21 protein-coding genes are annotated in these 24,536 nt (G+C 47.5%); 5 read left to right on the top strand and 16 right to left on the bottom strand.

The features are described 5' to 3' along the window. Positions 1–189: 189 nt before the first annotated feature. The 10 genes from N2K84_RS13865 to N2K84_RS13820 all read right to left on the bottom strand — a co-directional run bounded on the left by N2K84_RS13865 (position 190) and on the right by N2K84_RS13820 (position 10,509). Positions 190–1,575, bottom strand: a complete 1,386-nt coding sequence (locus N2K84_RS13865; RefSeq protein WP_282592418.1) for a PQQ-binding-like beta-propeller repeat protein — start codon at positions 1,573–1,575, stop codon at positions 190–192. 75 nt (positions 1,576–1,650) lie between these two features. Continuing rightward, positions 1,651–2,145, bottom strand: a complete 495-nt coding sequence (locus tag N2K84_RS13860; protein ID WP_282592417.1) for a cupin domain-containing protein — start codon at positions 2,143–2,145, stop codon at positions 1,651–1,653. A 24-nt stretch (positions 2,146–2,169) separates the two neighbouring features. Next, on the bottom strand, positions 2,170–2,811 hold the full coding sequence (locus tag N2K84_RS13855; protein WP_282592416.1) for a carboxymuconolactone decarboxylase family protein: 642 nt from the start codon (positions 2,809–2,811) through the stop codon (positions 2,170–2,172). A gap of 128 nt (positions 2,812–2,939) precedes the next feature. After that, positions 2,940–4,574: a carboxylesterase/lipase family protein gene (locus tag N2K84_RS13850; protein ID WP_282592415.1), complete on the bottom strand. Its 1,635-nt coding sequence runs from the start codon at positions 4,572–4,574 to the stop codon at positions 2,940–2,942. A gap of 56 nt (positions 4,575–4,630) precedes the next feature. After that, positions 4,631–5,824, bottom strand: a complete 1,194-nt coding sequence (locus tag N2K84_RS13845) for an aldo/keto reductase (protein WP_282592414.1) — start codon at positions 5,822–5,824, stop codon at positions 4,631–4,633. A gap of 16 nt (positions 5,825–5,840) precedes the next feature. Beyond that, positions 5,841–6,287 carry a nuclear transport factor 2 family protein gene (locus N2K84_RS13840; RefSeq protein WP_282592413.1) on the bottom strand — a complete coding sequence of 149 codons (447 nt, stop codon included), beginning with the start codon at positions 6,285–6,287 and terminating at the stop codon, positions 5,841–5,843. A gap of 111 nt (positions 6,288–6,398) precedes the next feature. Continuing rightward, positions 6,399–7,451, bottom strand: coding sequence for an alpha/beta hydrolase (locus N2K84_RS13835; protein ID WP_282592412.1), 1,053 nt, complete (start codon positions 7,449–7,451; stop codon positions 6,399–6,401). A gap of 83 nt (positions 7,452–7,534) precedes the next feature. Then, a complete protein-coding gene (locus tag N2K84_RS13830) occupies positions 7,535–8,386 on the bottom strand; it encodes an aldo/keto reductase (RefSeq protein WP_282592411.1) in 852 nt (283 codons plus the stop codon). Positions 8,387–8,398: 12 nt separating this feature from the next. After that, on the bottom strand, positions 8,399–9,490 hold the full coding sequence (locus N2K84_RS13825) for an alpha/beta hydrolase (protein WP_282592410.1): 1,092 nt from the start codon (positions 9,488–9,490) through the stop codon (positions 8,399–8,401). Positions 9,491–9,522: 32 nt separating this feature from the next. Then, positions 9,523–10,509, bottom strand: a complete 987-nt coding sequence (locus tag N2K84_RS13820; RefSeq protein ID WP_282592409.1) for an aldo/keto reductase — start codon at positions 10,507–10,509, stop codon at positions 9,523–9,525. A 189-nt stretch (positions 10,510–10,698) separates the two neighbouring features. On the opposite strand from N2K84_RS13820, the gene N2K84_RS13815 reads away from it, so the two are divergent. Then, the gene (locus N2K84_RS13815; RefSeq protein ID WP_282592408.1) at positions 10,699–11,610 is read left to right on the top strand and encodes a helix-turn-helix domain-containing protein; all 912 of its coding nucleotides are present in this window, start codon (positions 10,699–10,701) and stop codon (positions 11,608–11,610) included. Positions 11,611–11,649: 39 nt separating this feature from the next. On the opposite strand, the gene N2K84_RS13810 is transcribed toward N2K84_RS13815, so the two are convergent. The 3 genes from N2K84_RS13810 to N2K84_RS13800 are packed head-to-tail and all read right to left on the bottom strand — an operon-like array spanning position 11,650 to position 13,009. Then, positions 11,650–12,348: an aromatic aminobenezylarsenical efflux permease ArsG family transporter gene (locus N2K84_RS13810; protein ID WP_282592407.1), complete on the bottom strand. Its 699-nt coding sequence runs from the start codon at positions 12,346–12,348 to the stop codon at positions 11,650–11,652. After that, positions 12,348–12,761: a nitrophenyl compound nitroreductase subunit ArsF family protein gene (locus tag N2K84_RS13805; protein WP_282592406.1), complete on the bottom strand. Its 414-nt coding sequence runs from the start codon at positions 12,759–12,761 to the stop codon at positions 12,348–12,350. The genes N2K84_RS13810 and N2K84_RS13805 overlap by 1 nt, the downstream gene beginning before the upstream one ends. Next, the gene (locus N2K84_RS13800) at positions 12,758–13,009 is read right to left on the bottom strand and encodes a thioredoxin family protein (protein WP_282592405.1); all 252 of its coding nucleotides are present in this window, start codon (positions 13,007–13,009) and stop codon (positions 12,758–12,760) included. Before N2K84_RS13800 ends, N2K84_RS13805 begins: the two co-directional genes overlap by 4 nt. Positions 13,010–13,282: 273 nt before the next feature. Between N2K84_RS13800 and N2K84_RS13795 the strand changes: the two genes are divergently transcribed. Genes N2K84_RS13795 through N2K84_RS13780 form a run of 4 tightly spaced genes read left to right on the top strand, consistent with a single transcriptional unit; the run spans position 13,283 to position 19,295 of the window. Further along, positions 13,283–16,342, top strand: a complete 3,060-nt coding sequence (locus N2K84_RS13795; protein ID WP_282592404.1) for a glycosyltransferase family 117 protein — start codon at positions 13,283–13,285, stop codon at positions 16,340–16,342. Then, entirely contained in the window at positions 16,342–17,007 is a 666-nt protein-coding gene (locus tag N2K84_RS13790) for a polysaccharide deacetylase family protein (protein WP_282592403.1), read from the top strand. Before N2K84_RS13795 ends, N2K84_RS13790 begins: the two co-directional genes overlap by 1 nt. 18 nt (positions 17,008–17,025) lie before the next feature. Further along, positions 17,026–18,297: a phosphoribosylamine--glycine ligase gene (gene purD / locus N2K84_RS13785; RefSeq protein WP_282592402.1), complete on the top strand. Its 1,272-nt coding sequence runs from the start codon at positions 17,026–17,028 to the stop codon at positions 18,295–18,297. An 11-nt stretch (positions 18,298–18,308) separates the two neighbouring features. After that, on the top strand, positions 18,309–19,295 hold the full coding sequence (locus N2K84_RS13780; RefSeq protein WP_282592401.1) for a DUF6427 family protein: 987 nt from the start codon (positions 18,309–18,311) through the stop codon (positions 19,293–19,295). A 767-nt stretch (positions 19,296–20,062) separates the two neighbouring features. Here the strand turns inward: N2K84_RS13780 and N2K84_RS20440 are convergent. The 3 genes from N2K84_RS20440 to N2K84_RS13760 all read right to left on the bottom strand — a co-directional run bounded on the left by N2K84_RS20440 (position 20,063) and on the right by N2K84_RS13760 (position 24,338). Continuing rightward, the gene (locus tag N2K84_RS20440; RefSeq protein ID WP_345894139.1) at positions 20,063–20,737 is read right to left on the bottom strand and encodes a YiaD family glycine zipper/OmpA-like lipoprotein; all 675 of its coding nucleotides are present in this window, start codon (positions 20,735–20,737) and stop codon (positions 20,063–20,065) included. A 150-nt stretch (positions 20,738–20,887) separates the two neighbouring features. Beyond that, complete coding sequence (locus N2K84_RS13765; protein ID WP_282592400.1) at positions 20,888–21,808, bottom strand: hypothetical protein; 921 nt, start codon at positions 21,806–21,808, stop codon at positions 20,888–20,890. Between the two features lie 178 nt (positions 21,809–21,986). Next, positions 21,987–24,338, bottom strand: a complete 2,352-nt coding sequence (locus N2K84_RS13760) for a TonB-dependent receptor (protein ID WP_282592399.1) — start codon at positions 24,336–24,338, stop codon at positions 21,987–21,989. Positions 24,339–24,536 lie beyond the last annotated feature (198 nt).

Raw genomic sequence — 24,536 nt, 5'->3', positions numbered from 1 at the left:
CACCGTTGCGGCATATGCCAATTCTATAAACATCCCAACCCGGCTGTTCAGGATTGCCTGACCAGCCACTCTGATCAATATTGGTGCAAATCCGGAAGAGCAGAGCGATCCTATTCAACCGCTAAGCTTATTTCATTTTTCATGATTAAATCTAAAACTGCGTGTTAAAAATAGATTGTTGTGTTGTTTCTAGTAAGATTCTGCAACTTGCACACACAACATCCGGCTTTGATCACGAATCAATAATTTGCCATCGGCAAGTGCTATCGGGGCCCAGTTTTGAGTGCCAAACCTGGCCACCATACCCTCTCCTTTTTGTTCTGCAAGCAGTTCCGAGGATGCTATCGGCTTGAATCCTGATATATCAGGTTCAATAAGATAGAGCTTTCTTGCGCCATCGGTAGCCAAAATCAGGCCATCGGCATAAATCATACTTCCTTTATTGAAATCGGGATCACGTTTGGTTTTCCACATAATTTCACCATTCATATTCATACACGTCAATCCGTCGCGGCGGTTGTTGGTGCCGTATTGGGCATAGAAATTACCATCGATTAAAAGTGGCGGTTTGGTTTGATCGCCAAATTCAACGGTTGTAAAAAGTTCTTTGGCTGCGTAACTTCCGTCACTCTGCTTTTCTACCTGTATCATTGTCGCACCGCGTTCATATCCGCCCGTAGCCAGAATTTTGTTATTGCCTACATCAACAGCACTCGGTACCGTAATATGACATTCCCATCCTTCAAACTTCCATAGGATTTTGCCGTTCGCAGGATCGATTCCAACAATACTTCCAGGGGTTTTCGGCGTGTCGCGACGGCCGATGGGATTGGTGGAGGAGATAACCATAACAATATGGTCTTCTCCATGTATTTCTATAACTGTTGGGCTGGCATAATTTTCATTTCCAAGGTTGGGTGTTTTCCAAACCAGGTTGCCGGTATTTTTATTGTAGGCAACCACTCCGGCATCAGGAGCCTGAGATGCCAGCACCAATAAATCGTCATAAATCAGCGGATTTTGCGAAATCGCCCAAATCGGAAAGTTACCACGGGGTGCAAATCCTCCCGCACCGCCTTCTGATTCGTGTGAAGGTGGGTTGCCAACATCTCCGCCAAATTCTGTCCAGACATTTACATTCCACACCGGCTTATGACTTTCTAAATCGATGCAATATAAATCGCCGAAGGGCCCGCACGAATACACATGCTTATCATCTACAATCGGGACACTGCGCGAACCTGGAAACATCACCGAACCGGCTGCGGCGTATTCAAAATTCCAGAGTTCATCGCCTGTGTTCAGGTCAAAACAACGCATCTTGTCGCCTTCTTCATCGTTTCGGTCAAGAATATACACTTTACCGTCTTTAACTACAGGTCCGCCATAGCCGATGCCCAAGGGAACCGTCCAAAGCACTTCGGGGCCGGTTTCCGGCCACTCCCGAAGCAAATTCTTCTGAGGTGAGGTACTGTTTCTTTCCGGGCCGAGAAATTGTGGCCAGTCCTGGGCAAAAACGTTCATTGACATTAACATCAACAAAACTGCCGGCAAATAGCTAAGTTGGTTCTTCATTTTGGTTAGTTAAGTTGTTATTGGTCTTTTGATAAATCAAATTTAATTACATTTCGATCAGGCCATATCAAAGCTCTATTGTTTTGTCGATTGTAAGTATTCTTCATCCGTCACCGGGCCAATCCAAACCGCGCCACCTCTGTCGGTATTCAGGCTGACGGCTATGTGTGCAAAATCGTTGTCGGATGCTGCTCCATGCCAATGCACCACATTGGGCGGAATTTCCACATAATCACCTTTCTTCAATAAGCGGGCTGGCTGGCCTTTGGCCTGGTAATAACCTTTGCCTTCTGTAACAAAAAGGAGTTGTCCGCCCGGGTGCGAATGCCAGTTTGTGCGGGCTTTGGGCGCGAATGTTACATGGCCATAACTGGTATAAAGGGTGCTGTCTGTTGCCCCCATCATGTTCAGCCACACCGTCCCCGTAAAGTTGGGGCTATTGATTTGATTTCCCTTGGCAAAAGGTGTTTCAACTGGACTGCTCACTGCGTTTGTCTTTTGCTCCATATTGCACCCAACCATCAAGATGATCAGGAAAAGCAACGTGTATTTGTAATTGTACTTCATCATTTTATCTCTTTATTCTTGCTGTTGTTATTGACTATTCTTGAGCACTTCATTTAAAACTGACTGAGCGGCTTTAGCTTCCTTTTTACCAGCAGTTGATTTGATGACATCCACAAATTCATTCAACTGTCCGGCTGTGAAACCAACATTCAGACAAATGGCTAAATGACTGCGAAGCATGGGTTCGGCACCGCCAATTGCGCTGATTGCCGAAATGGTTGCCAGTTCCCGCTCGGCATAAGTTAACACATCGCGATCGAAAATATCGGCAAACAAATGTTCTTTCAGGAAAATTTCGATTACCGGGGCAAAAGCAGCGTAACCGGTTTGCGGTCCGGTTATTGGCCTTCCTAACAGTTCCTCTAAATTGGCTTTCCCTCGGTCATACTTACTTCGTTCATCGTTTATTGGCGATGCATCAGCACCCGTTTCATCCTCGATTCCTTTGGCCTTTCGTTCATCAAGCACTTCCATAAAGGCTTGTAAGCCACGGATACTGCGCGGAAATCCGCAATAGGCGTACAAGTGAACCATCACTTCTTTAATTTCATTAATAGTTAATCCGGCATCTAACCCTTCGTTCAGTGCCGGTTTTAATTGTTGAAGTTCCCCTTTGGCGGTATAAACTGCAATGGGAATTGTACTTAGTTGCTTGTTCGTTAAACTCATATCGGATTCTCCGCTATTATTTGCATTCAGGCTCTCAAAAAAGCATGTAAAAAAGGTGAATACAAGGAATATTTTCCAGATCATTTTATTCATCATGATACCCTTTTAGATTCCATTAATTATTCATATTAAACCCCCCCACGGGTTTGTAGTTGAGTTCTAAACTCGAAAGCCTTTTCAACCACATCCAGTCTGGCTTTCCGGGGATCGGATTTGCCAACCGGATTTCCATCCAACTCAATATCGAGAATTTCTTCTTTTTCCGTATTGTAAAGCGGCCAAACCGGCAGGCCCTCACCATTCGGACTTCCCGTTTTGGCGAAGTTTGTCCAGTAACTGTTCATCTCCTGCGCTAACTTTTCTTCTTCCGGTGTCACCTCTGTTGCTCCCCAGCGTGCATTGAGGGTGCCAAATACAAACGAAACTTCCGATCCGTGGCCGGCGCCATAACGAGCCCGCTCACGCATTGCAGGAGGAACATAGCCAAATTGATAGACATAGGCTGGTTCGCCCTGGGCGACAAAAGCTCTTGCAGTCATACGGGCCGGCTCACCCCACACCCAGTCGGTGTTAAACTTGGTGATTACCTCGGCAAATTCCTTGTTTCCCTCAGGATCAAAGGCAGCTTTTGCCTCATCCTCCAGTTCCCCAAACAGCGAAAACAGTTCTTCCTTTGAACTGCTGGCATTCACAAAACCTCCACCTATTTCTGCACTGTTCGATCCTATAATAAGTGGAACACATGCCTGCCTCCCTGCTTTGTATGCGCTCTCTGCAGTTTCTACAACCAGTTTACCATCCAGAATCGGGCCTGAGTAGATTCGAAGACCGGAGCTATCGGTTTCCTGACCTCCATCCACAATCTCTTCCACACTAAGGGCACGGAGCTTAGCCAGTGCGGCGGCATCGGTGCCCTCGATTCCATGTTTGCGGGCAAAGTTTATCCCAATGGTTTCTGCGGGAACAGGATATAGCGGATCGGCATTTTCTTCACGTATCGGTCTGCCGGTAAGAACACCATCCCGACTACCACCAGACTCACTAATCGCTTTTTGGAAAAGTCCATGAGCATCTGGTATGGCTAACAGGGAGTGTACAGCAACCCCACCGGCCGATTGACCCAAAATGGTTACATTGCCAGGGTCGCCTCCAAAAGCAGCAATGTTTTCCTGCACCCATGTGAGGGCTGCTATCATGTCCATAAAAGCGTAACTACCTTTGGGTTCCTCCGGATTTTCTTCACTTAGGGCAGGAAATGCGAAATGCCCCAGGCGCCCAAGCCGATAGTTGAATGTCATCAGGATGACACCTTGTTTGGCAAACTGCTCTCCCGATGTAGCCGGGCCGGCGCCACTACCTCCGGTAAAACCGCCACCGTGAATCCACACCATAACCGGAAGTTTTGCATCCGGTTTCGTATTGGCGGACAGCCACAAATTCAGATACAGGCAATCTTCCGATGAGCCTTCCTGAATTGTCCCGGGAGCAGCACCCCATCCGCCTTGCGCACAATTAGGTCCAAACTCGGTGGCATCTCGTACTCCCTTCCAGGGGATTACGGGTTGTGGCGGTCGCCAACGGTATTCCCCTACCGGTGGAGCAGCGTATGGAATCCCTTTAAACACCGATACTTCACCATCGGTTGTGCCACGAACAGTTCCCGATTCTATATGAACCAAGGCATCTGAGACCTGGTCTGCACTCCGGGCATTTAAAGTAATTGCAAGAATGAATAACGTGAATCCGATTGTCAATCTTCTCATTTTGAATACTGTTAGATTTAAAGTGTAGTTAATTGGCCCGTTTAATAGGTTTTAATCTAGCGCTTTATTGGAGCTTCAACCTTTGAAAGTTGCAACACAAATTCCGGTAATCGTTCTCCTGCAATTTGGATTGCTTCAAATTCGTTATTGAATTGCTGCCATTCCCCCGCTGTGAATTTAATCCCATCGGCACCAATATTTTCTTGCATATGTGCCATTTGTGTTGTTCCTGGAATAGGCACGATCCACGGCTTTTGGGCCAACAACCAGGCCAGCGAAATTTGTCCCGGCGTTGCTTGTTTTTTTACTCCCCACTTTTGTAGCAAGGCCACAAGTGCCAGATTTTTGGATATGTTTTCAGGCGAAAAACGGGATTCACCACCACGAATATCACCTTGGGCAAAACGTGTTCTATCATCAATAGCGCCGGTCAGGAAACCAACACCGAGTGGGCTCCACGGAACAAATCCAATACCCAACTCTTCACAAAGTGGTATCACATCTTTATCTGAGCCATGATACAACAAAGAATGTTCGTTTTGAATGGCCGTAACCGGATATTCGTTGTGTGCTCGTCGTACCGTTTGCAAACCAGGTTCTGATAGTCCGTAGTGCAAAACCTTTCCTTCCTGAATCAGGTTTTTAATAACACCCACCACATCTTCAATAGGCACTTCCGGGTCGACACGATGTTGGTACAACAAATCAATACGATCGGTACGAAGACGTTTCAGCATACCTTCTACAACTAACTTGATATGTTCCGGTTTACTGTTTAGTCCTGGCAATCGTTGTCCGGTTTCCTGGTCGATGTTCCAACCAAACTTTGTAGCGATCACGACTTTATCCCGAAAGGGCTCAATGGCTTCACCTAATATTCTTTCTACCTCGAAAGGACCGTAAGCCTCAGCCGCATCAAAAAAAGTCACACCATTATCGAAAGCCGTTCGGATGATGTTATGCATTTCGGAACGCAATGGAATGGTCGTTTGATAAGTTCGGCTCATGTTCTGAACGCCAAGGCCGATACTTGAAACTTCTAATGTGCCACCAAGCATCCGACGTGCAAGGGAAACGTGTGAAGGAGAATTTTGGCTTGGTTGATCGGAACTTATTACCCCTTTATTTTGCCCCATCACCTTCTGTACTCCGGTCACAGAAGCCAGGAATGAACCTCCGGCCAATGCTAATCCGGCATTTAAAAAATTACGACGGCTCAATTCCGATTTTTTATTTGCTGAATGATTCATTTGTCAACGTTTTTAATTAATGATCACCCCGTGTCATCAACCGGGTAAAAGATAGCGAACCTAATTTCCAGGTTCCAGCTTGCTTTATATACACTTCAGTCACTTCAAAGGGATTGGTAACCTCGTTCCCCCCGACTTCGGCCAACAAATCAATTCGGTTTAATAAAATCGCAGTATTATCAATAATCTTCACCGAAACTTCGTGAACATCGGCTTTCTTGTACCAGATACCTCCACCTTTAATGATGTTGAGTTCCTGTTCGGTTCCCCAGGCACCACCCATGTGTACAAACATGGCCTTTTCATGGAAAAGCTCATCCAACCTGCCAACATCTTTGTCAGACATCCATTGCCACTTGTCTTTCGACAGTTGAATGATTTCCTGTTCCACTTCAGTAGTTTGTGCAAAGGACCATTGCGCGCAGAAAAAGAGAATAAACAGTCCAAGAATTGTTGTTTTCATACTGTCATCTTTTATTGGTTTAATTTTTAAAATATGCTGTGGGTTGTGTTCACCAGATGACTCTTTGATTCTACTTAAAGCCACCCGGTGAATTGCTCATTGTGCCATTCTTTATAAATATTTACCAAAGAACGCTTTAAGTTTATTCGTTGCCTGCTCCACATATTCCGGCACATAATAGGTTTGAATATGGGTAGCCCCCGGAATCAGAAATAATTCTTTCTCTTGTGTGCCGGTTGCAAGGTTGAATGCTCTGTCGGTCATGTAAAAGGTATCGGCTTTGCTTCCAGCCATCATCAGTAAAGGCTGGTTGATCAAATACATGTTGGTAGCAGCGTCGAATGCCATCAAATCGATTAAACTGCTCATAGTGTATCGGAATGTGGAATTCGGATGAGCATGGGTTCTGTGGTAATAATAATGTCCTTCACGATACAGATCAAAGGGCATTTTGTCAGCCATTTCATCGGTCCAATCAAGATCTGCAGCATATAGGATCTCTCCGCCGGCCACTTCTTGGGCTCGGGCATCTGAACCCTGTTTTAAACGTTCCTGAATAGTTGCAACCTGAGAACTCATAAAACCATCGCGGCGTACTACACCCGAATTAAACATGCTCAGTGTTGCCACAGCCTTAAAACGCTTGTCAGTTTGGGCAGCTGCTAACGAGTAACCGCCGCCGCCACAGACGCCCAATACCCCCAGGCGATCGGCATTTACGCCGGCATATTGGGTAATAAAATCAGCCATCCCTCGAATATCCTCAATACGAAATGCGGGCTTATCCACATTCCGCGGCTCCCCACCGCTGGCCCCCTGATAGGACGCATCAGCAGCGATGGTGATATAACCTGATCCTGCCAAACGTTGTGCATATAAACCGGCTACCTGCTCCTTAACACCACCATTGGGATGCGCCACAACAACCGCCGGATATTTCTTCGACGGGTCGTAATTGGCGGGTGTATAAACATTGGCAGAAATATCAATGCCATTCAGTTTATAGCTTACCGGATGAATATTCACTTCGCCCGGCATATTTTCTGTAATAGCATCTTGGTAAACCAGGCCAAAAGGTTTATCATTTTTACCTTGCCCTGAAGCGATGATGCTTGTTGCCATAATCATACTAATCAAAATTTGGGTCCTTATTTTTCTTTTCATTTTTTGTTCCCTCCAATACCGCTTAATTTCTTTACAAACTGTTTTCAAAGCCATTCGTTTACAAATCAACTCTCATCAAAAAGTTAGAGCTCAACCCTACTGCTACCCAGCCATTTGACCATTGCCGGATCGCGGTGGTCGAAAAAGCTGGAGGTTTTCATATCCAGCGTTGCTATGGCTTCCATATCATCGGCTGTCAGCTCAAAATCAAGACTATTGAAGTTCTCCCGGATTCTCTCTTTATGAACCGATTTAGGAATGACAACCACACCTCGTTGGGTCAGCCACCGAAGTACTACCTGTGCAATAGACTTATTATACTTGTTGCCAATGGTAGCCAACAGATCATTTTGAAACAGGTTATTCTTCCCTTCAGCAAAAGGCCCCCACGATTCGATCTGAACACCATTTTCAGTTAAAAACTGTTGGGTTTCGGTTTGCTGATGAAATGGATGCGTTTCAATCTGGTTCACTGCCGGAACCACTTCATTAAAAACGATCAAATCCATCACACGGTCGGTGTGAAAATTGCTTACTCCAATTGCCCTGACTCTTCCATCTTTATATAATTCCTCCATCGCTCGCCACGAACCGTGCACATCGCCATAAGGCTGATGAATGAGGTATAAATCCAAATAGTCAAGTTGGAGCTTATTCAGTGATTTTTCAAATGCTTTATTAGTGCTTTCGTAGCCGGAGTCCTGTACCCAAACTTTGGTGGTGATAAATAAATCTTCGCGTGCCACATCACTTCTTTTTATCGCATTTCCAACAGCTGTTTCGTTCAGGTAAATAGCTGCTGTGTCAATTAACCGATATCCGGTTTCGATGGCGTCGAGTACACTGTTTTCACATTCTTTCAAATCTGGAATCTGGAAAACTCCAAATCCGAGAATAGGCATTTCAACGCCATTGTTTAATTTAACTGTTCGCATATTGTATTTTTCTTATTTGTCTAACTCTTTTTCTTTCAGCCATTCCGACATTAAGTCGGCTATTTCCACATTGTTTAAATCCGAGAATGGGAAATGTGTATTGCCTTTAATTCCAACTTCTGGTAAATGAACTACAGTTACATCACCTCCGTGTTTATTTACTGCATCACGCCATAATCTGGCCATTTCCAGTCGGGCACGCCAGCCGTCCGTTCCCGGATTTGGATCGGGTTCAGCCGGTATAAAATCGCCGTAATAAATGATAATCGGGATTTTTGTAAGCTTCATAAAATCTTCCATCGGAACACCTGTGGCGACAAGTGGTCCTGCAGAATTCTCAATCGGAGCCGGTACTTCACCTTCGGGAAACAGAAAGCCGCTGCCGGGCTCATAGGAAACAATCGCTTTAATATTTTGATTTTTGACGGCAGTAAGCCAACCCATTCCGCCTGAATGTGAATGAGTGACCAGAATTCCCTGCCCTATTTTATCGAATAGTACAGAAACAGCATCCACATTCACCGAAATATCGATGGGGCCAATATTGGGTACCATTTGCCGGAAATATTGATTCAGTGCCTCCGGATCTTTTGAAAATTGTACACCAGGGAAAAAGTCGGGCCACTCTCCCACCCGAAATGTGTTAAACCAAAACGGCTCATCGGGAGTCGGAGAAATTGTGCCCTCTGCCATACTTCGTGCCGCATTCCCGCGCCTGGGCTGGTCTAATAAATAAACACCAAAACCACGCCGCAAAAAGATGTTTTGAAAACCTTCTCTTCCATCAGGTGTAGTTTCCCATGTTTTTGAAAACTGACCGATGCCGTGCCACATCACCAGAGGATATTGACGGGCATCGGCAGGAATTTGGTAAAAAACATAGGCGTGGTCGCCATGATAAGTCTGGCCTTCAGGGCCGCGTGTTACCGCGTCAAAAGTTCCCGGATTTTCCTTTACTGAACCTCCAACGGCAAAACTGCCCTGCTCTTTTATAATAATCAGCTCTTCGGTTTGCCTAACCTCAGAATTTGTACACGATGCTGCCGACAACAAAAAGGCAAGACCAATTAAAAACACGTACTGGAATCTATTCTTATACTTCATATTTATTTTCTTTTTTTCTATAGTTTACAAAATTACCGGTCAATCATTTTTGCTGAACCTTCGGAATACCGATCGCCCTGAGCTATTATATTCGAAGCTTCAGTTTCAATTTCCTGCAATTCTTCTTTAGTAAACTCAATCCTCGTTGAACCGACGTTTTCCTCCAATCTGTTCATTTTTGTTGTCCCCGGAATTGGAACAATCCAGGGTTTCTGTGCATTTAACCAAGCAAGTGCGATTTGTGCCGGTGTTGCATTTTTACGTTCAGCTATACGCTTCAAAAAATCGACAAAAATCAAATTTGCATGAATGTTTTCCGGCGATAACCGTGGAACTGTACTTCTAAAATCAGTAGGTTTAAACCTTGTGTTTTCATCGATTTTCCCGGTCAGAAAACCTTTGCCCAGCGGGCTGAATGGAACAAAGCCAATTCCCAACTCTGCCAATGTGGGGAAGATCTTGGTTTCGGGTTCACGCCACCAAAGTGAATATTCACTTTGCACAGCGGAAACAGGTTGGATGGCATGCGCCTTACGGATGGTGTTGGCGCTTGCTTCCGACAATCCGAAATAGTTGACTTTTCCTTCCTGAATGAGTTCTTTTACGGTTCCGGCGACATCTTCAATTGGAACCTGCGGATCTACACGGTGTTGATAAAGTAAATCGATGGCCTCTACCTTTAACCGTTTTAATGAACCTTCCACTCTTCGGCGGATGTATTCCGGTTTGCTGTTTAAACCGGCAGGCTTTTCGTCAACGTAGTTAAATCCAAATTTTGTCGCAACAACAACTTCACTTCTAAAAGGAGCGATCGCCTCACCTACAACTTCTTCATTTAAAAACGGGCCGTAAATTTCGGCAGTATCAAAAAATGTTATTCCTAATTCGTATGCTTTTCTGATAAGTTTAACTGCCTCCCGTTTGTCTGTTGCCTGACCATAGCCAAAACTTAATCCCATACACCCCAACCCTAAGCCGGAAACTGCCAATCCCTGATTGCCTAATTTTCTTGACTTCATATCGTATCTTATTAAATTTACCTGTATTGGTCGAACGAATTACACTCCGACAATACAAAGGTCAGGCATCGCACGCTACAAATTGTTATACGAATTACTGTTTGTCCTACCACTTTTACTGATTTGACTTCCAGCATGGTATTTACGTTGGACGAATGTTTAAATTTGACTCAGAATAAAAACACAGTCATGAACAGGATACACAGATTTGACACGGTAAATGAATACAATGTTTTGAATAATCATGAAACACTACATCCGTTGGTGAGTGTCATTGACTTTTCAAAGGCTAATCCAAGAACCTGGGGTGAAGAAAAGAAAGTAAAAATTAACTATGGGCTGTATTGCATTTTTCTGAAAGATGTCAAGTGCGGCGATTTAAAATATGGTCGTAATTATTACGATTATCAGGAAGGCACCTTGGTATTTGTAGCCCCCGGACAAGTCATGGAGATAGAGACAACCGGCGAAGTGTATCAACCAAAGGGACATGCATTGGTTTTTCATCCCGACCTGATTCAGGGAACAAATCTTGCCGGAAGTATCCATGAATATCACTTCTTCGGATACAACGCCAATGAAGCATTGCACTTATCGGAACGCGAAAGGCAGATTGTTTTAGACTGTTTTTCAAAAATCAATTACGAGCTGCAGCAAGGTGTCGACAAGCATAGCAAAAAGCTCATTGCTTCAAATATTGAATTATTCCTGAATTATTGTGAACGCTTTTACGACCGGCAGTTTATTACAAGGGACAATGCCAACAAGGGTATTTTAGAAAAGTTTGAAGAATTGCTGAATGGCTATTTTTCATCGGACAAAGCACAAACGATCGGGTTACCATCCGTTGCTTATTTTGCCGAACAACTCCATTTATCAGCCAACTATTTCGGCGATTTAATCAAAAAGGAAACCGGAAAATCGGCTAAGGAATACATTCAGACCAAGATCATTCATATCGCCAAAAACAAAATATACAACTCAGATAAAACGGTAAGTGAGATATCAAATGAGTTGGGATTCAAATACCCGCAACATTTTACCCGCATGTTTAAACATGAAACGGGCTATACGCCGAATGAGTACCGATCTTTAAATTGACCGAGTGAATCCTGGCCATTCAAACAAAAGACCAACAAGCTAAAACAAGCGTCCAACTTGATAAATCCCAATTGCAATAAACACCACTGCAACCAGCCGCCGCAGCCAGATTTCGCTTTGCCTGATGCGCAGAAACCAGCGGTTCACCGCCTGAAAAGCAAAGGCAATGAGGGCCGCAAACCCGACCACGGAAACTCCGGTGCCCAGCGCAAAGGCAATGGGTAACAGCAATCCGCCAGATGATTGGATGGTCATGGGAATAAGTAAGCCAAAGTACATCACCCCACTGTAGGAGCAAAAAGCCAGGGCAAACACCACCCCAAGCAAAAAGTGAGAACTTAAACCTTTTTGTGGATCCGCTTCCAGTTGACTTCTCAACTTGGAAAAAGTCGGAAATGGAATCGGGATCCAGTCGAGCATCACAACACCAACCAGAATCAACAGCGGGCCAATGAGCATTTCGCCGTATCGGGTTAAAAAGGTGGTGAGATTGAGCAGTTCGGCTCCGAAATAAAAAGGCAACGCAACAACAAAGTAGGTAACAGCGCGGCCCAGCGTGTAAACCAATCCGCCTAAAAACACCCGGCGTCGGCATTGGGCTTCTTTGCCAATAAAAGCCACCGCCGAAATGTTGGTGCTCAGCGTGCAGGGTCCCAGCGACGTGATCAGTCCCAGCAGAAAGGCCGACCATAAGGGAAAAGCCGACTGATCGAGTAAGTTGGTGAAATATTCCTGCATCAGAGAGAATTGATGGTTTCGGCAAACAAGGTTCGCAGCTTTTCGGGATTGGGCAGCGCGTACAGAAAAGCTTCGTTCGTTAGATTAATCACCGTATCACCTCTCAAAATCAACAGCGATTTAAACCCCACATCGAACTGCAGAGCAAAGTCGGCGGTTTCTTTTTCATCCAAATTAAATTGTTTAAAAACCAACTTGCCTGATTTCAGCTCATCCGCAAATTTTGTATCCAATTCATCCTGAACGATACCTTCAATCGACTCGCAGGTTTCACATATAAAGTTGGTGCGGAAATAATATACGGCTGTCTGTCCGGCTTCGGGCATAACAGGGCGGCTGGCTTCGAAGGCCGGCTTTTGCTGGCAGGCGGTTGCGCCAACAAACAAAAAAATCAGGACCAAAAGCTTCTTCATCCTTTTTCGTTCAGGCAGTTTTGCAGGAACATTTTCAAGTCAGTATAAGTTGGTAAGACGCCGCTCATCACCACCTTTTCATCAATCACCAGAGCGGGCGTTTGCAGAATACCATAACGAATAATCTCCGTCAGATCTTCCACTTTCGTAACGGTGGCCGTCAGATCAAGCTCCGCAACCACCTTTCGTACCCGGGCATCCAGCCCCCGGCATCTTGCACACCCCGGCCCTAAAACTTTTATTTCCATGCTCTTTCTTTACCGATTGCGTGTAAAAGTAATCAATCTCCTGCGATCCCGCTTTTAAAAAAGTGTTAATGTCGCTGTCTGATTGGCTGTTAAAAACGTTTAATTTCCGCTTCGGTTTGGTCTCAGTTGAAAGAATATATTATCTTCGCAAACATAAAATTTAAAAGCCACACAGGCAGCCACTTTGAGGATGTCGCGGGCCAATCAACAAACAACATTTTCAGGCTTGTTCTCTGTCGGTCAGGGTCAAGCCGAACCGAAAAAACGATCCAGATGAAGAACTACAAATTGCTGAATCTTGTCACAGGCTGGGTGACTTTTGCAATTGCCGCCGTAACATATCTGTCAACCATTGAGCCAACAGCCAGTTTTTGGGACTGCGGCGAGTTTATCACCACCTCGTTTAAGCTGGAAGTAGGGCATCCCCCGGGCGCCCCGTTCTTCATGATCCTGGGCAGGTTCTTCACCCTGTTTGGCGACGCCCCGCAGGCGGGTATGCTTATCAATGCTTTGTCGGCCCTGGCCAGCGCCTTCACCATTTTATTCCTGTTCTGGTCCATCACCCACCTGGCTAAAAAGATGGTTTCGGGCGAAGCGGAGCTCAGCATGGGACAAACCATTGCCATTCTGGGAAGCGGCGTGGTAGGCGCATTGGCCTACACGTTCTCGGACACCTTTTGGTTTTCGGCTGTTGAAGGCGAAGTATATGCCTCATCGTCCCTGCTAACGGCCATTGTTTTCTGGGCTATCCTGAAATGGGAAAACGTGGCCGACGAACCCCATGCCAACCGTTGGATCATCTTTATCGCTTATATGGTAGGACTTTCCATCGGCGTCCACTTGCTAAACCTGCTGGCCATCCCGGCGATCGTTTTTGTATATTATTTCAAAAAATACAAGCCCACCCGCAACGGTATCATCACCAGCTTTGTGGTTTCACTCCTGCTACTGGGCCTCATCATGTACGGCATTGTGCCGGGTATTGTGAAGGTGGCCTCCTGGTTCGAGCTGCTGTTTACCAACGCGCTCGGATTGCCGTTCAACACCGGCGTCATTGTTTATGCCATTCTTCTCACCGGACTGGTTGTTTACGGCATTTACTACACGATGAAAAAGAACCTGGTGCTTTGGAACACCGTTTTGGTGGCCTTCACCGTGATCCTGATCGGATACTCGTCGTTTGCCATGATTGTTATCCGCTCGTCGGCCAACCCGCCAATGGACCAAAACAGCCCCGACAACGTATTTTCGCTGCTGGGCTACCTGAACCGCGAACAATACGGCGACCGTCCGCTGATTTTCGGACAGCATTACAGTACGCCGCTCGACAGTCGCACCCCGTATGTAAACGATAAGCCTTACTACATCCAGAAAGACGGCAAATACGTAGTGGCCGACATGCGCCAGAAACCCAATTACGACTCGCGCTACACCACCTTCTTCCCGCGCATGTGGAGCAAGCAGGACGACCACATTCAGGACTATAAAAGCTGGGCAGGCATAACCGGGAAAAAAGTAAGTATTACCGGGCCTGAGGGTGAGCCCCAGACCATTGAACTGCCCACTTTCGGCGACAACCTGACTTTCTTTGTACGCTACCAGATCGTACACATGTACTTCCGCTATTTCATGTGGAACTTCGCGGGCCGCCAGAACGACATTCAGGGGCACGGCGACATCCTCAGCGGAAACTGGATCAGCGGCATCGACTTTATTGATTCGGCCCGCCTGGGCGACCAGGAATCGCTGCCCGACCACCTGAAAAACAACAAAGGCCGCAATGCCTATTATTTTCTGCCGTTGTTGATCGGATTGATCGGCGCCTTCTTTCACTATAAACGAAACCAGAAAGATTTTTGGGTGGTGATGCTGCTGTTTATCATGACCGGTCTGGCCATTGTGGTTTACCTGAATCAGTACCCCCACCAGCCTCGCGAACGCGATTACGCCTATGCCGGTTCGTTCTATGCCTTTGCCATTTGGATCGGCATCGGGGTGATGGCCCTGGCCGAGGCCCTGAAGCGCAAGCTGCCCGAAACAGTCAGCGCTGTCGGCGTGTCGGTACTCAGCCTGGTGCTGGTGCCCGGCATCATGGCCAGCGAAAACTGGGACGACCACGACCGCTCGAATCGATACACCGCCCGCGACTTTGGCGCCAACTACCTGAACAGCTGCGACCCCAATGCCGTGATCTTTACCAACGGCGATAACGATACCTTCCCGCTGTGGTACAACCAGGAAGTGGAAGGCGTGCGCACCGATGTACGGGTGTGTAACCTGAGCTACCTGCAAACCGACTGGTATATCGACCAAATGCGGAGCAAGGCTTACGAATCGGAGCCGTTGCCCATCACCTTCACCCACGACCAATATGTGCAGGGCACACGCGATGTGGTTTACCTGCTGAACGACCCGCGACTGAAGGGAGCTGTGGAACTGAAAAAAGCCCTCGACTTTGTTCGCGACGACAACCCGCAAACCAAACTGGCGCAGGCAGACAATGCCTCTTATATCCCATCCAAAAGACTGTTTATTAAGGTGGACAAAGAAGCGGTAATCCGCAACAAAGTGGTACCCGAATCGATGTACGACCAAATTGTCGATACCATTTTTATTGACTTTGGCAACCGCAACTACCTCGTGAAAGACGAACTGATGGTGCTCGACATGCTGGCCAACTCCAACTGGGAGCGCCCCCTCTATTTCGCCATCACCGTTGGCCGCGACAAATACCTCGGCTTGCAGGACTACTTTATGCTTGAAGGGTTTGCCTATCGCTTTACACCGGTGAAAACCGAAAGTTCGGGCTTGTATTTTGGCGGCGTGAACACCGATAAAATGTACGACAAGCTGATGCACAGCTTCAGCTGGGGCAACATGAACGATCCCAACGTTTATATCGATGAGAACAACCAGCGAATGATGATGAACATTCGCAACAACTTCAACCGCCTGGCCGAAAACCTGGTCAACGAAGGCAAAGCGGATTCGGCCATCGAGGTGCTCGACCGCAACCTGGAGCTGATCCCGCACAGCGTGGTAGCGGTCAATTATTTCTCACAGCAAATTGCCGAGAACTATTTTGCAGCAGGCGCAAACGAAAAAGGCGTTGAACTGATGACCGAAATTTATGACACGTACAAAGCCGAGATGGATTATTACTTGTCGCTCGATGATAAATTTACGCCTTCGGTGGACGAAGAAATCCAGCGCATCCTTTACTTCCTGCGCGAAATGGCGTTGATCTCGGGCAAGCATGGACAAGAGGAACTGTCGAAAACCATCACGGAATCGTTTAACAACTATTTAAATCAATACAGCACGCTTAATTAATGTTGCGTTTCGATCCCAGGATACAGGTACCATCATTTCTGACCGGCTTACTGCCCGGGGCGCTTTGGCGGGGGCCATCTGCCGGGAGGCAGGTTTTCCTGACCTTCGACGACGGCCCGGTGCCCGAAGTCACCCCTTGGGTGCTCGACCTGCTGAAACGCGAAAACATACCGGCCTGCTTCTTTTGCGTGGGCGAAAATGTGCAACGCCATCCCGATCTGTATCAGCAAATTCTGGACGAAGGCCATCTGACGGGCAATCACAGCTTTAACCACATTCAGGGAATGAAAACAACCGATGCCGACTATTTTGCCAACATCGAAAAGGCGGCCCGGTACATCGAATCACCCTTTTTCAGGCCGCCCCATGGCTTTTTGCGCCGCTCTCAATTCCGGCAGCTGCGCCAAAAATACCAGGTGGTGATGTGGGACGTGGTCAGCAGGGATTACATGCCCAACCTATTGCCGGAGCAGGTGGTACGCAATGTGCTCAACTTCGTGCGACCGGGATCGGTCATCATTTTTCACGATTCGCTGAAAGCGCAGAAAAACCTGTACGCGGCCCTGCCGGTTGTCGTTCAGGCCCTGAAAAAGAAAGGTTACAGCTTTGGAAGTTTGGCTGATGCCCTGAAAGCAAAAGACCTCATTCAAAAAAATAAAAACTGAAAAGATTAAATAGCTATCATGATGAATATACTTGTTGTTGGTTCAGGAGGAAGAGAGCATGCTATGGCATGGAAGATTAAGCAATCCCCAAAAGTTGATCAGTTGTTTATTGCTCCCGGAAATGCAGGCACAGCCAGCCTGGGCGAGAATATCCCGGTAGGTGTCTCTGACTTCGCAGGACTAAAAAAAGTAATCCTGGAAAAGAATATCGACCTGGTGTTGATTGGCCCGGAGGTGCCGCTGGTAGAGGGCCTGCACGACTTCATCCTGGCCGATGCCGAGCTGAAACACCTGAAAGTAGTTGGCCCGCAACAAGAAGGCGCCCGGCTGGAAGGAAGCAAAGATTTCGCCAAAGCCTTTATGCAACGCCATAACATTCCCACGGCCAAATACCTGACTGTAACACCCCAAAATCTGGCCGAAGGGCTTGACTTTCTTAAAACCATGCAAGCCCCTTACGTGCTGAAAGCCGACGGACTGGCTGCCGGGAAAGGCGTACTCATCATCGACAACCTGCCCGAAGCGCAAGCCTCGCTGAAGGAAATGCTGGCCGGACAGTTTGGCGCTGCCAGCAGCAAAGTGGTGATCGAAGAGTTTTTGTCGGGCGTGGAGCTTTCCGTATTTGCCATCACCGATGGAAAGGACTATCAAATCTTGCCCGAAGCCAAAGATTACAAGCGCATTGGCGAAGGCGACACCGGCCTGAACACCGGAGGCATGGGCGCCATCAGCCCGGTACCGTTTGCCGATCAGGCTTTCATGAAAAAGGTAGAAGACCGTATCATCAGGCCAACGGTAAAGGGCTTACAGGAAGACAACATTCCTTACAACGGCTTTGTCTTTTTCGGATTGATCAACTGCGGTGGCGAACCGTATGTGATTGAGTACAACGTGCGCATGGGCGATCCCGAGACCGAGGCTGTCATGCTGCGTATCCAATCCGATTTTGTGGATTTGCTCGAAGCGGCAGCCAACGGCACCATGGCCTCGCAAGCCATTGCGATTGACAATCGTTCGGCAGTTACCGTGATGCTGGTATCGGGCGGCTATCCGGGCGACTATACCAAAGGCCTTCCCATGAGCGGCTTCGACCAAACTGAAGGAAGCATCCTTTTCCATGCCGGCACCAAACAGGCAGGCAGCGAAGTGGTGACCGACGGCGGGCGTGTACTGGCCATCAGCTCGTATGGCAGCAGTATGCATGAAGCGCTGGCCCAATCGTATGCCAATGCCGAAAAAATCAGTTTCGAAGGGAAGTATTACCGGAAAGACCTGGGCTTCGACCTGTAAAAAGAGAAAAGATGTTATTACGGTTTTTAAAAAGCAACCAGGCTTATCATTTTGTGTTAATTCCATTGATAATCGTGGCTTTGTGGATCCGCTCCTGGTTGCATCCTGCCGTCTTTCCATTTTTTGAGGGAGAAAACCAGATGCTGCTATACCGGCCCGTTCACCAGCTGCTGAGCGGTTCGGCGATGGCAAACGCCGTAGCGGCTATGCTTTTTGCGATGTTGCTGGCCTTTCTGATACTTCGCCTGAACACCGTTTTTGCATTCATCCGGGTACGCACCTTTTTGCCATCCAACATTTTCGTACTCATTATCAGTGGTCTGCTGCTGGCGCACACATTGCATCCCGTCTATTTCGGCGCGCTGTTTTTGTTGCTGGCCACCGAACGGATTTTCAGCGCTTACGAAAGCCAGCAAATCCATTCCAACGCGTTTGATGCCGGGTTCCTGATCAGTGTAGGATCGCTGTTTTATTTCAGTCTGATCTTCTATTTTCCGGTGATTTGGATCGGCCTGCTGCTCATCCGCAAAACTCCGGAATGGCGCCACTTTGCCTTGGCACTTACCGGCGCTCTTCTGCCCTGGCTGTTTGCCTTTTCGTATTACTTTTTGACCGATAGTTTGCCCGAACTGGCCACCACGGTCAACCAAAACCTGGTCACCCCAAATAACCTGCTACAGCAGGGAAGCTTTAACCACCTGATTTACCTCGGATTTCTGATCCTGCTGATCCTGCCGGGCAGCTTTTTCCTGATCGGGCAGATTGACGAAAAGAAAATCAGCACCCGCAAGTATTTCCAGATCTTCTTTGTCATTTTCCTGACTTCGGTAGCTCTTTTGCTGGTTGTTCCTGCCGTTTCGCTCGAAATACTGCTCATCATGGCCATTCCGCTCACGTTTCTGATCTCAAATTACCTGATTTATATGCGCAGGCAATTCTGGGGCAATGTGCTGATCTACCTTTTCCTTGGGTTGATTATTTACCTGCAATTTGCCTGAGTGCACCCGGCAAAAACAACTGAGCATGGAAAGCAACTACTAAAAGCACAAAAAAGACCTGTTTCCGTCACTTTTTACCTGCTGATTCTGAAATAAGCTCACTACCTGGAAAATACACTCTTTTTCGAGTTGAATTTCGGTGTCCCGGGAGCCTTCAACCTGCGATTTCGAAAAAACGATTCCTACCGCTCATATAAAATTGATCTGTCCTCAAGCCGGACTGGCTCTTCCTTTTCCATTCGATGAAAAGGAAGCAAAAATCTTGTCAAAACGAACCCTCTGCCGGGCGTTTTGACGGCCAATGCACCCGCTCCGATCAACATGGAGATAAGCTGAAAACGAATTACTCATCTGTTATATTTATGGCTCCCGGCGTAGTCTTTGTTTTCTTCTTGAAGCAGCATTTTTAAAATTGTCAGGAGCCGAAGAAAGAGAATGTCAGCTTTGGGACTGGCCTACGGGGGGTTTGCTTAGAAAACCAGGGAAGGGAATTCGAAGGGGGACTGGAAAGCGGCCCTGTTTGAGGAGGAACGACGAGTTGGGCCGCGTGACATGACCGTCCCCGTAGTTTTCTTGCAAAAGCCCCGTGAGCCTTGATTTTTTTGGTTACTTTTTGGATTAAGCCAAAAAGTAACTCCTGTCCGGAAGGACATTCTTGTTTGTTGGGTGTCCCAATGACGAAAACAGGAACGCAATTGCAAAAAGCACAAAAAAAATCCGGCCTGCTCAGCAAACCGGATTTCAAATATTCTGTAAAAAAGTAGTTCTTAATTGCCTGCAGCCTCAGCTTCAGCTTCCGAGATCATTTTTTCGTTTGCCGTAATCACGAATTCCACCCGGCGATTTTGGATCCGCCCTGTTTCGGTAGCATTGTCATATTTTGGGCTCAGCTCGCCATACCCTTTGGTGGTAACCCGGTTGGCACCCACACCTTTTTTCAGTAAGTAGGAAGAAACAGAACCGGCGCGTTGTTCCGACAAGGTTTGGTTGTATGCTTCCGAACCACTGCTGTCGGTGTGTCCCTGAATTTCGATGTTGGTGTCGGGATATTCACTCAGAATAATGTACAGCTTGTCGAGGTTTGCTGTAGCATCACCGGTCAGGCTAAAGCTGTTCAAGGCGAACAGCACGCTGCTGTCAAATTCAACCATGATGCCTTCGCCCACGCGTTCAACCTTGGCATCCGGAACCGATTGCTGAATGGCCTCTGCTTGCTTGTCCATTTTTCGGCCGATAACAGCACCTGTTGTCCCGCCAACTGCAGCGCCAATTACGGCTCCAAGGGCTGTATTTCCTGAAACCTTACCCACAACTGCCCCCAGGGCACCACCACCAGCCACACCTATGGCAGCACCTTTCTGAGCGTTGTTCATTGAGGCGCAACCGCTCATTAAAAGGGAAACGGCCAACAATCCTCCAATAAAAGCATTTCTTGTTTTCATGAATAACATTTTTAGTGTTTATCAAATGTAATGGCAAAATACCAATTGATAAAGCGAATTCACCTTAAATCCAAAATGGACTAACGAAAAACCGTACCGGCTGCACCGCCCGGGTAAAAAAAGAATTCTTCCGGGGAGCGTTCCCTTGGTTTATTTCTTAAAGGAAAAGCTGGTGGTCCCGATGTTGTTTCCATCGGCAAAGACATCCACGGTATAGTCGCCGGCCATAAACGGATTTTCGCCTTCATTGTCCCAGAAAATGTTCACCGGCAACTCATTTCCTTCATAGGTCACCTGCCTCATCACTGAAAAAGGGATCTTCAGATCTTCAAACTGAAAAAGGTCGTTCGACGATTTAACCAACAGTATCTGGTCGGGCCGCAGGATGCGGACATAAATGTCTTTATCGCCACGTTTGGCAGTAATATTTTTGCTCAGGGTGAAGCTAATCATCAGCTTGTCCGCTTTATCGCGGTTGGTTACCTCTTTGCCTTTATTGTTGATGCCGGCCACGGTCAGGTTTTGGGCTTCGAGCATGGCGGCGCGCTCCACCTTCTGGGCCAACTGCTTCCGCTGACGTTCCAGCTCAACATTTCTGGATTCCACTTCCATAAATTCTTGCTTCACCTGCTGATTTTCGGCCATTAACTGCTGATTGCGCCGGTTCAGCGAATCGACCTGAACAATGTAATTACGCATGATCCGCCGCAGCGAGCCCACCTCTTCCTGGTAGCGCGAAATTTGTTCGTAGCTGGCTTTTTTAATCTGGCCAACCTCCAGCAGCAAATCTTTCACTTTGGCCTGAGCCAAAAACAACTGAGAGTTCAGCGTGTCATTGTCCGTTTTCAGCGAATCGTAATGTTGCACCATGCTGTTCAGTTCCACCTGGATAGAATCTTTTTCGGCATTCAGCGACTGCATAATTTGCTTATGCTCGCCCCGCTGTACGAAAAACAACACCACTACAGCCACTAAAATGACGGCCAAGAAGATGACAATCAAATTATTCCTTCTCTCTTTCTCAGTACTTCCCAATGAAAATTTCTTTTTCACAGCTCCCGGATCGGACATATTATCAGATTTTTAGCAGTAAAACAACGCCCACAAAATTAGCATTATTTTGCGGGCGTTCAAATTTAAGGCTACGGACCTATTTGTAATTTTCGTTCTCTCTCTTTTCACAGGTTGCCGTGAGCAAAAAAAGCTTCAACAATCCTATCCTGGTATGTATAGGAGTGTCCTGAATTCATTAAAAGAGATTGCCGATCTTCAGTCCGAAGTAAAACATGCGCGGCACCAGCGGACCGTAGATATAACCGGGATCGCGATCGGCTCCGTAGTCGAAATCCTTTTGGAAGGAATCGAAGATATTTTTCACGCCGCCATATACTTGCAGCGACAGTTCTTCGGAAAGTTTAAAGTCGTGGCTGAGTTTCAGTCCCAGGTCGAAGAAACGATCCGACTCATTCAGCTGTCCCTCTTCGGGATTAGCCAGCGTATTGCCGAAGTAAGGCAACAACATTTTCCCCGTGTAATTGCCGGTAAGCGAAGCCCGGAAAAGCGGGCCAGGCGAATAGGTCATACTCAGGTAGCCATACGTTTCGGGAGTGCGGAAAAAGTTGCGCTCACCGAATTCCTGTGGCTCGTCGAACTTGCTTTGCTGCCAGGTAAAACCCGACTGCATCACAAAACGGGCGCCCGGAGAAGCATTCAACTCAAAGTTGATGCCTTGCACGGTGGCGCCATCTTCGGCATTGGTGCGGGTATAAACCACATTACCTTCCTCGTCGGGCGTTCCGTAAATATTGGTGAAGGGATTTTCCAGCTGCGTGTAAAACGATTCGGCCAGCAACTGGGTTTGCCACTTCCCGAAGGTTTCGGTAAAATCGAGCGAGAACGTGAAGCTGTTCGAGGTTTCCTGTTTCAGGTTGGGGTCATTTTCATGGGTCACCCGGCGCGCGCCCGACGTTTCGATATGCAGGTCTTCGTCGAAGATCTGCGGCGCACGGTAGCCTTTGGCAAAGCTGGAGCGAAGCTGCAACTTGTCCGTCAGATTGTACAACAGGCTTACACGCGGGCTGAACACATCCCCCGAAGTGGTTTCGCGGTTTTCCTGGTTATCTTTCACGGCGTAATGTTCGGCCCGAAACCCCAGCCCAAAGCGCAGTTTGTCCATGACCCATTCGTTTTGGGCAAAGAAGCCCACCGTTGACACCGACTGATCTGTGATCAGCGTATTATCCAGGTGCTCCATCGTTTCCACATCGAGGTAGCCCAGCTTTTGGTCTTCAAGGGTGTTGGAAGTCATTTCGAGGCCCAGCACCAGCTCGGAAGGTGCAAAGAACAATTTTTCCACGTCGCGGTGGTACTGCGAACCCGCCGAAAATGAAAAATCTTCGGTGTGCCCGTAAGCCGACAAGTCCTGATTGGCGCCATAGTATGAGCCCCGGTTGACCGACTGAAAAGCGGCATAAAAGCTCAGTTTGTCGTGCTCGCGCATCAGCTTGTCGAAGGTGAGGCTGGCCGAATTGATTTTATGATCGACGGCTTCCGTCACATCCGCTTCGTGCTTCAGCTTATCAAAGTCATTACCACCACGCCGCGATTCGTTGATGTAGAAATAATCGAGGTTGATTTTTGAGCGGCTGCCCAAACGTTGAAAATAGCTGGCGCCAAAGGTGCCGTTTTCAATTTCCGACATCTCGGAAAAGCCGTCGCCGTTAGCGTCATACGGGTCGCGCTGGCGCTTGAAGCCGTAGAAACTCAGCCCCGAACGGAAATCATCGCTCACCACCGAGCCGTTAACGTTCAGGTTATAGTCCAGCGTCCCGTCGTCACCAATCAACGACAGAGACGAATTGGCCGAGTGACTATTCTTCACAGGCTCCTTCGTAATCAGGTTAATGGTCCCCGCAATGGCATTGCTGCCGAACAAAGCGGAACCGCCGCCTCGCACCACTTCCACGCGGTCGATCATATTGGCCGGAATCAGCTCCAGCCCGTAAACGCCGGCCAACCCGCTAAATACGGGGCGGCTGTTAATCAGTATTTGCGAGTAAGGCCCCTCCAGCCCGTTCATGCGTACCTGGGTGAAACCGCAATTCTGACAGTTGTTCTCCATCCGAACGCCAGGCGTAAAGTTCAAGCCTTCGCTGAGGGTCACACTTTGGGTGCGCTCAAACAACTTCGGGCTGATCGTGCTCACGATAGTAGCCGCTTCGCGCCGCGACTTCTCGCTGCGATCGGCCGAAACCACCACTGTTTCCAAGCCAATCTGATCGGGTTCCAGCTCGGCCAGGATAGTAACTTCTTTGCCGGCTTCGAGATCTACGGCATACTGTTGCGCGCGGTAACCAACAGCCGACACCACAACGACTTGCTTGCCGGTGGGCGCCCCTACCAGCTTAAAATGACCGGTCAGGTCGGCTGCTGTACCAATGGTGGTGCCCTGAACCTGGATGGTGGCAAAAGGAATATGATCATTTTCGGAAACCACATGCCCAAAAAGCATGGTGTCCGCTTTCTTTATAACCGGATTATCTTCGGCATGTACATAAAAGCAAACAAATAGCGTAAACGCTAACAGAATTAGTTTTTTCATATCGGGTTAAAAAAGGATGAATTTGCCAGCCGCTTAATGGCTGCACAAAAATTTGACATTAACGGATTCAACTCTCTCAGTCGCCATGTTCATCCGAACAAATGGTCATTGAATACAGGGACAAAAGTAAGTTCGGACAAATGGCCCTGCAATCCCAAGAAGTTGGGATATTCTACCCAAAAGAAGAGTTGGACGAAA

The organism is Gaoshiqia sediminis, from assembly GCF_025907915.1.
Classification (GTDB): Bacteria; Bacteroidota; Bacteroidia; order Bacteroidales; family Prolixibacteraceae; genus Gaoshiqia; species Gaoshiqia sediminis.
Note: the sequence above shows the minus strand (reverse complement) of the source record. Positions and strands in the feature narration are given on the sequence as shown.

Bases quoted from the DNA above. Each gene is read 5' to 3' on its own strand.
- N2K84_RS13865 (WP_282592418.1), bottom strand. From the start codon at position 1,575: ATGAAGAACCAACTTAGCTATTTGCCGGCAGTTTTGTTGATGTTAATG.
- N2K84_RS13860 (WP_282592417.1), bottom strand. From the start codon at position 2,145: ATGATGAAGTACAATTACAAATACACGTTGCTTTTCCTGATCATCTTG.
- N2K84_RS13855 (WP_282592416.1), bottom strand. From the start codon at position 2,811: ATGAGTTTAACGAACAAGCAACTAAGTACAATTCCCATTGCAGTTTAT.
- N2K84_RS13850 (WP_282592415.1), bottom strand. From the start codon at position 4,574: ATGAGAAGATTGACAATCGGATTCACGTTATTCATTCTTGCAATTACT.
- N2K84_RS13845 (WP_282592414.1), bottom strand. From the start codon at position 5,824: ATGAATCATTCAGCAAATAAAAAATCGGAATTGAGCCGTCGTAATTTT.
- N2K84_RS13840 (WP_282592413.1), bottom strand. From the start codon at position 6,287: ATGAAAACAACAATTCTTGGACTGTTTATTCTCTTTTTCTGCGCGCAA.
- N2K84_RS13835 (WP_282592412.1), bottom strand. From the start codon at position 7,451: ATGAAAAGAAAAATAAGGACCCAAATTTTGATTAGTATGATTATGGCA.
- N2K84_RS13830 (WP_282592411.1), bottom strand. From the start codon at position 8,386: ATGCGAACAGTTAAATTAAACAATGGCGTTGAAATGCCTATTCTCGGA.
- N2K84_RS13825 (WP_282592410.1), bottom strand. From the start codon at position 9,490: ATGAAGTATAAGAATAGATTCCAGTACGTGTTTTTAATTGGTCTTGCC.
- N2K84_RS13820 (WP_282592409.1), bottom strand. From the start codon at position 10,509: ATGAAGTCAAGAAAATTAGGCAATCAGGGATTGGCAGTTTCCGGCTTA.
- N2K84_RS13815 (WP_282592408.1), top strand. From the start codon at position 10,699: ATGAACAGGATACACAGATTTGACACGGTAAATGAATACAATGTTTTG.
- N2K84_RS13810 (WP_282592407.1), bottom strand. From the start codon at position 12,348: ATGCAGGAATATTTCACCAACTTACTCGATCAGTCGGCTTTTCCCTTA.
- N2K84_RS13805 (WP_282592406.1), bottom strand. From the start codon at position 12,761: ATGAAGAAGCTTTTGGTCCTGATTTTTTTGTTTGTTGGCGCAACCGCC.
- N2K84_RS13800 (WP_282592405.1), bottom strand. From the start codon at position 13,009: ATGGAAATAAAAGTTTTAGGGCCGGGGTGTGCAAGATGCCGGGGGCTG.
- N2K84_RS13795 (WP_282592404.1), top strand. From the start codon at position 13,283: ATGAAGAACTACAAATTGCTGAATCTTGTCACAGGCTGGGTGACTTTT.
- N2K84_RS13790 (WP_282592403.1), top strand. From the start codon at position 16,342: ATGTTGCGTTTCGATCCCAGGATACAGGTACCATCATTTCTGACCGGC.
- purD (WP_282592402.1), top strand. From the start codon at position 17,026: ATGATGAATATACTTGTTGTTGGTTCAGGAGGAAGAGAGCATGCTATG.
- N2K84_RS13780 (WP_282592401.1), top strand. From the start codon at position 18,309: ATGTTATTACGGTTTTTAAAAAGCAACCAGGCTTATCATTTTGTGTTA.
- N2K84_RS20440 (WP_345894139.1), bottom strand. From the start codon at position 20,737: ATGAAAACAAGAAATGCTTTTATTGGAGGATTGTTGGCCGTTTCCCTT.
- N2K84_RS13765 (WP_282592400.1), bottom strand. From the start codon at position 21,808: ATGTCCGATCCGGGAGCTGTGAAAAAGAAATTTTCATTGGGAAGTACT.
- N2K84_RS13760 (WP_282592399.1), bottom strand. From the start codon at position 24,338: ATGAAAAAACTAATTCTGTTAGCGTTTACGCTATTTGTTTGCTTTTAT.